The following is a 4,410-nucleotide window of genomic DNA, read 5'->3' as shown; positions in this document are numbered from 1 at the left end:
CCAAAAATCGAAGATTACATCGCTCAATGGCCATTACTGGGCGTGGACTCCGCTGCCCCTTGGGCGGTGGTTCAGGATTGCGAGAGCCGGATTCTGGAATTGCTTGAAACGCTCGGCCCGGGATACCGGCGCCACGACTATTGTGCGATTCATGAAACCGCCATCGTTGAGCAAGGCGCCGTTCTCAAAGGCGCAATCATCATCGGCGAAGGCTGCTTCGTCGCGGCGGGGGCTTATCTACGGGGAGGTGTATACCTCGGCAGAAACTGCATCGTTGGCCCTAGCTGTGAGCTGAAAAGTACCTTCATGCTCGATGGCAGCAAGCTTGCCCACTTCAACTTCGTCGGCGACTCATTGATTGGCGAAGCGGTCAATATTGAAGCCGGCGCGATCATCGCCAACTACCGTAACGAACTGGACGGAGCCGATATCAAGATCCGCCACGAAGATCAGGTCATCGAAACAGGCGTCAGCAAATTCGGAGCTCTGGTGGGTGACGGCTGCAAGATTGGCGCAAACGCTGTGATTGCTCCTGGCGCTCTGTTGCGGCCCGATACGCGTGTTCCTCGCTTGGGGTTGATTGATCAGTTCGCTTACGATCAATAGCAATCAGCCACAATGCACAGGCTTGCACGCCGCGGCGAGTCGAAGCGGCAAAGTTTTTTTAGCAACACGCAGCAATCAGGTTTTGGATGCCCATCTAGTCTCTTATTTATTTAACGGTAAATTTGTTGTTGGTTTTATTCGTCGTACTGTCAACAAACCAAATCGCGACCCCATCCGTTAAAACCCTGCTGCATTCCTTTCCGTATTTTTGATAGGCAACGCAGATCACATCCTCCGTAATCACCCAACTTCCTGACTGCATGGACTCGCTGGAAATCTGAATTTGTGCAGTTCCGTCAGCGCTTAATACTTGAGAAAAAGGATAGCCAGTGGACGTCACGCTGGAATGTTTTCGGCCTATGACCGTAGTTTTTATTTCGCTGCCCGTTAGCTGCTTTGCGGTCGCTGGCGCGTCCGCATGGGCGTCGAGCGCAGCTTGATTACCGGACGAAGCGCAGCCAATCATAAATAGAACGGCAACCGCACAAAAAAGGAGCTTTTTCATAACTATCACCCTTTCGCTATTGAAGCGCTATAGAAGTACCGGACTTATATTAGACACGGAACAGATCGACAATATATTCGATTACTATAAAGCCAATAGCACTCCCACCTATCCATCCCCAAACTGTAAAGCAATCGGACACAATTCGATTTAGTTTGCTAGCGTCGTCGCCATTTAATTTTGCGAACTCACACCATTCAACTTAACGATGTAGTGCTGGCGCCCAATTGGCGATTTCCGCCCATAGCGAGCCATCAGAAATGACCGCTGAAGTCGAAAGCAAACGATGCTCCAAAGCCTTGTCACCAGAAAGTCATGCCAATTTCCTAATCTTCATCCCCACCGTCGCCCCAAGAGCCCGCATTCCAAAATGCCGCCCATGACCGCCACCTCCCCACCCCGCCAAAAAATCATCCTGCGCTCCGACAACCTCACCTCTTCCGACTTCGGCGCCCTGTTCTCCAGGCTCTTCGGCAACCGCTACGCCGATACTCCGCCGCCACCTTCCAACATCATCATCGGCGGGGTCTACGGGCGGCACGACAGGGTGAGTTTTCGGCGTATGCATTACCACGGCGACTTCAGCGTCGCCCTCCCCGACCCGCAGGACGAAATCACTTTCGTCATCCCCACCGCCGGCAAGATCGTTTTCAACCACGCCACCGAGTCCATCGGCATGGAGCATGTCGGTCTGGCAATCGACAAGGCGGATATCCGTTCGATGCACTTTGTTGATGATCACGCGCACCACGGCATTTCGATCAATCGTCAGCAGCTCACCGAGCGGTTGTCGGCGCTCCTGGAGAAGCCGATCGTGCAGAAGATCGTGTTTGAGCCAAGCGTGGATCTGAATACCCCGGCATTTCAGGGCCTCAAGGCGTTGATCGATCTGGCCACGGGCACTGAGTTCGATGCCTTGATCAACAGCGGCACGTTGATGCCGTCACGGTTGCGCGAGATGTTGATCGATGCGGTGCTGGAGGCGTGGCCGCACAACTTCACCGAGGCATTACGGGGACCGGCGCCGTGTGTGGCGCCGCGTCATGTGAAGGTGGCGATGGAGTTTATTCAGGCGCATCCGCAGCAGTTGGTCAGTGGCGTGGATCTGGCGCGGTTGAGCCATGTCAGCCAGCGCGCCTTGCAGGAAGGCTTTCGACGTTTTGTCGGGATGTCGATCGTGGCGTATCAGCGCCAGGTGCGTTTGCAGCGCGCCTATGAGGCGTTGGTGCGCGGGCACGCAGGCTCTGTGACGGAGGTGGCGTTGAGCTTTGGCTTCAGTAATGTCGGGCGCTTTTGTCAGTATTTCCAAAGCGCTTACGGCGTAAGCCCAGCGGAGTTGAAGGCCAGGCGTTGACCATTCGGTCCGGCGAAACCTGCATTTGATTGAACAGCAGGAATCTCAGGGCGACTAACCCCAGACAGGTCGTTTGACGGCACCGCCGATTCAAGCGGCGTTTACCTGGCTGCGACCCGACGGTGCGTGTCTGCGCGCGTCGGTGCAGGCTTCGCAAGGGGGTTTCCATGACCGAGGATTTCATCGGCTTTTTCACGGCTCACACGATTTTAGGAATTTCACTGGCGAACTGGGTGCTGGCGTTCCTCGCCGCGACACTCAGTTATCTGCTGACCACCACGGCGATCCGCTTCGTCTTCCGCAAGGTGCAGGCGCGGGCCAGCGCCGGCAATGGGCATCTGACCTACATGGCCAGCGAAGTGCTGGCGGCGACCAGCACCACGTTGCTGCTGTTGGCATCGATTCTGGTCGGCATCGGCTTGCTGGATTTGCCGGAGCGCTGGCTCGGGCGGGTCAGCAGTTTGTGGTTCGTGGTGGCGGCGTTGCAGGTTGGCCTGTGGACCAACCGCGCGCTGGCACTGGGGCTGCATCGGTATTTCTCGCGGCATAACGCGACCGGCACTTTTCAGGCGAGCGCCCTGGCGACCCTGAGCCTGTGGGGCGTCAAGGTATTGCTGTGGGCGGTGATTCTGCTGGCGATGCTGTCGAACCTGGGCGTGAACATCACTGCATTCGTCGCCAGCCTCGGTGTCGGCGGTATCGCGGTGGCGCTGGCAGTGCAGAACATTCTCGGCGACGTGTTCGCCTCGCTGTCGATTGCCGTCGACAAGCCGTTTGAGGTGGGTGATTTCATCGTCGTCGGCACGCTGGCCGGTACGGTCGAGCACGTCGGCCTGAAGACCACGCGCATCCGCAGTCTCGGCGGTGAGCAGATTGTCATGGCCAACGCCGACATGATCGGCAGCACCATTCAGAACTACAAACGCTTACAGGAACGTCGAGTGGTGTTCGAGTTTCGTCTGACTTACGAGTGCACCAGCGAACAGATCCGCCAGATCACTCAACGCGTTGAAAGCATCATCAAGAACGAAAAACAGGCACGCTTCGACCGCTGCCATTTCCGCAGTTTTGGTGAGAGCGCGCTGGAATTCGAAACGGTGTACATCGTTCTGGACGCCAGCTACAACGTCTACATGGACGTGCAGCAACGCATCAATCTGGCAATCATGGAAGCGGTGGCCGAGCTGGACGCGACGTTCGCCTTCCCGGCGCGCACCGTGCATGTCGCCTCGCTGCCCGAACCCAGCGCGCAGCCAGCACGCACACAGCAACCTTCGCGTGCGCAGCATGCTTGAGCGCAAGAGCCCGGCAATTTGCCGGGCTCGCTGTGTTCAAAACGCGTAACTGGCCTTGAGTCCGCCATTGAAACCATGGCTGTCACCGCCACCGTTGGCCCCGACCTCAGCGCCTACACTCAGGGCGCCGAGGTTGGCCATCAGATTAACGCCGCCGCTGAACTGGTCGCGATTGTCGAACGCCGCGCGCTGCTCGATATCCAGCCCCAGCAGGTGGCCTTCGCTGTCGACTTGCTGATCGCCGAGCGCACGTGCATAGCCCACGCGAACACCCGGAACCAACTGCCACGCACCCATCGTCACCGGGGCAAATGACACGTCGAGATTGGCCACCGCGCTGCGGCGGGTCTGCTTGATGCCATCGACGTCGAGCGCCAGCTCACTGCCCTTCTCTTTGAAACCTTGCAAGTCGAGATGACTGACGCGAAAGCCCAGGCTCGGTTCGAGAGTCACGCCGTTGAGCGGTGCGCGATAACCCAACGCCAGGGTCGCGCCGGTGAGATTGCCATGGCTGTCGCCTTTGGCTGTGCCGAGGCCACCGCCAAGCTCGCGTTTGCTGTCGTAGTCGACATAACCGGCGCTGGCGTTGGCATCGACAAACATGCCGCGCTCAAGGCTGGTGAGGCCGTAACGCGCACCGAGGTTGAGGA

General features: G+C 57.8%; 5 protein-coding genes. 3 read left to right on the top strand and 2 right to left on the bottom strand.

Annotated features, from left to right (window positions below):
* Positions 1-606 (top strand): DapH/DapD/GlmU-related protein (locus tag OQK_RS22345; RefSeq protein WP_016774368.1); only part of this gene is annotated, 606 nt, incomplete at its 5' end.
* 106 nt (positions 607-712) lie between these two features.
* On the opposite strand, the gene OQK_RS22340 is transcribed toward OQK_RS22345, so the two are convergent.
* On the bottom strand, positions 713-1,111 hold the full coding sequence (locus OQK_RS22340; RefSeq protein WP_016774367.1) for a hypothetical protein: 399 nt from the start codon (positions 1,109-1,111) through the stop codon (positions 713-715).
* A gap of 379 nt (positions 1,112-1,490) precedes the next feature.
* Here OQK_RS22340 and OQK_RS22335 point away from each other — a divergent pair, with 379 nt between their 5' ends.
* Together OQK_RS22335 and OQK_RS22330 are read left to right on the top strand one after the other, a co-directional pair.
* Positions 1,491-2,465: a helix-turn-helix transcriptional regulator gene (locus OQK_RS22335; protein WP_038862065.1), complete on the top strand. Its 975-nt coding sequence runs from the start codon at positions 1,491-1,493 to the stop codon at positions 2,463-2,465.
* Positions 2,466-2,632: 167 nt separating this feature from the next.
* Positions 2,633-3,760: a mechanosensitive ion channel family protein gene (locus OQK_RS22330; protein ID WP_016774365.1), complete on the top strand. Its 1,128-nt coding sequence runs from the start codon at positions 2,633-2,635 to the stop codon at positions 3,758-3,760.
* Between the two features lie 36 nt (positions 3,761-3,796).
* On the opposite strand, the gene OQK_RS22325 is transcribed toward OQK_RS22330, so the two are convergent.
* Positions 3,797-4,410: autotransporter outer membrane beta-barrel domain-containing protein (locus OQK_RS22325; RefSeq protein ID WP_038861565.1), on the bottom strand; the 614-nt coding region annotated here is incomplete at its 5' end.

This window comes from Pseudomonas sp. R62 (assembly GCF_000257605.1).
Taxonomy (GTDB): domain Bacteria; phylum Pseudomonadota; class Gammaproteobacteria; order Pseudomonadales; family Pseudomonadaceae; genus Aquipseudomonas; species Aquipseudomonas atacamensis.
This window is presented reverse-complemented; position numbering and strand designations above follow the sequence as displayed.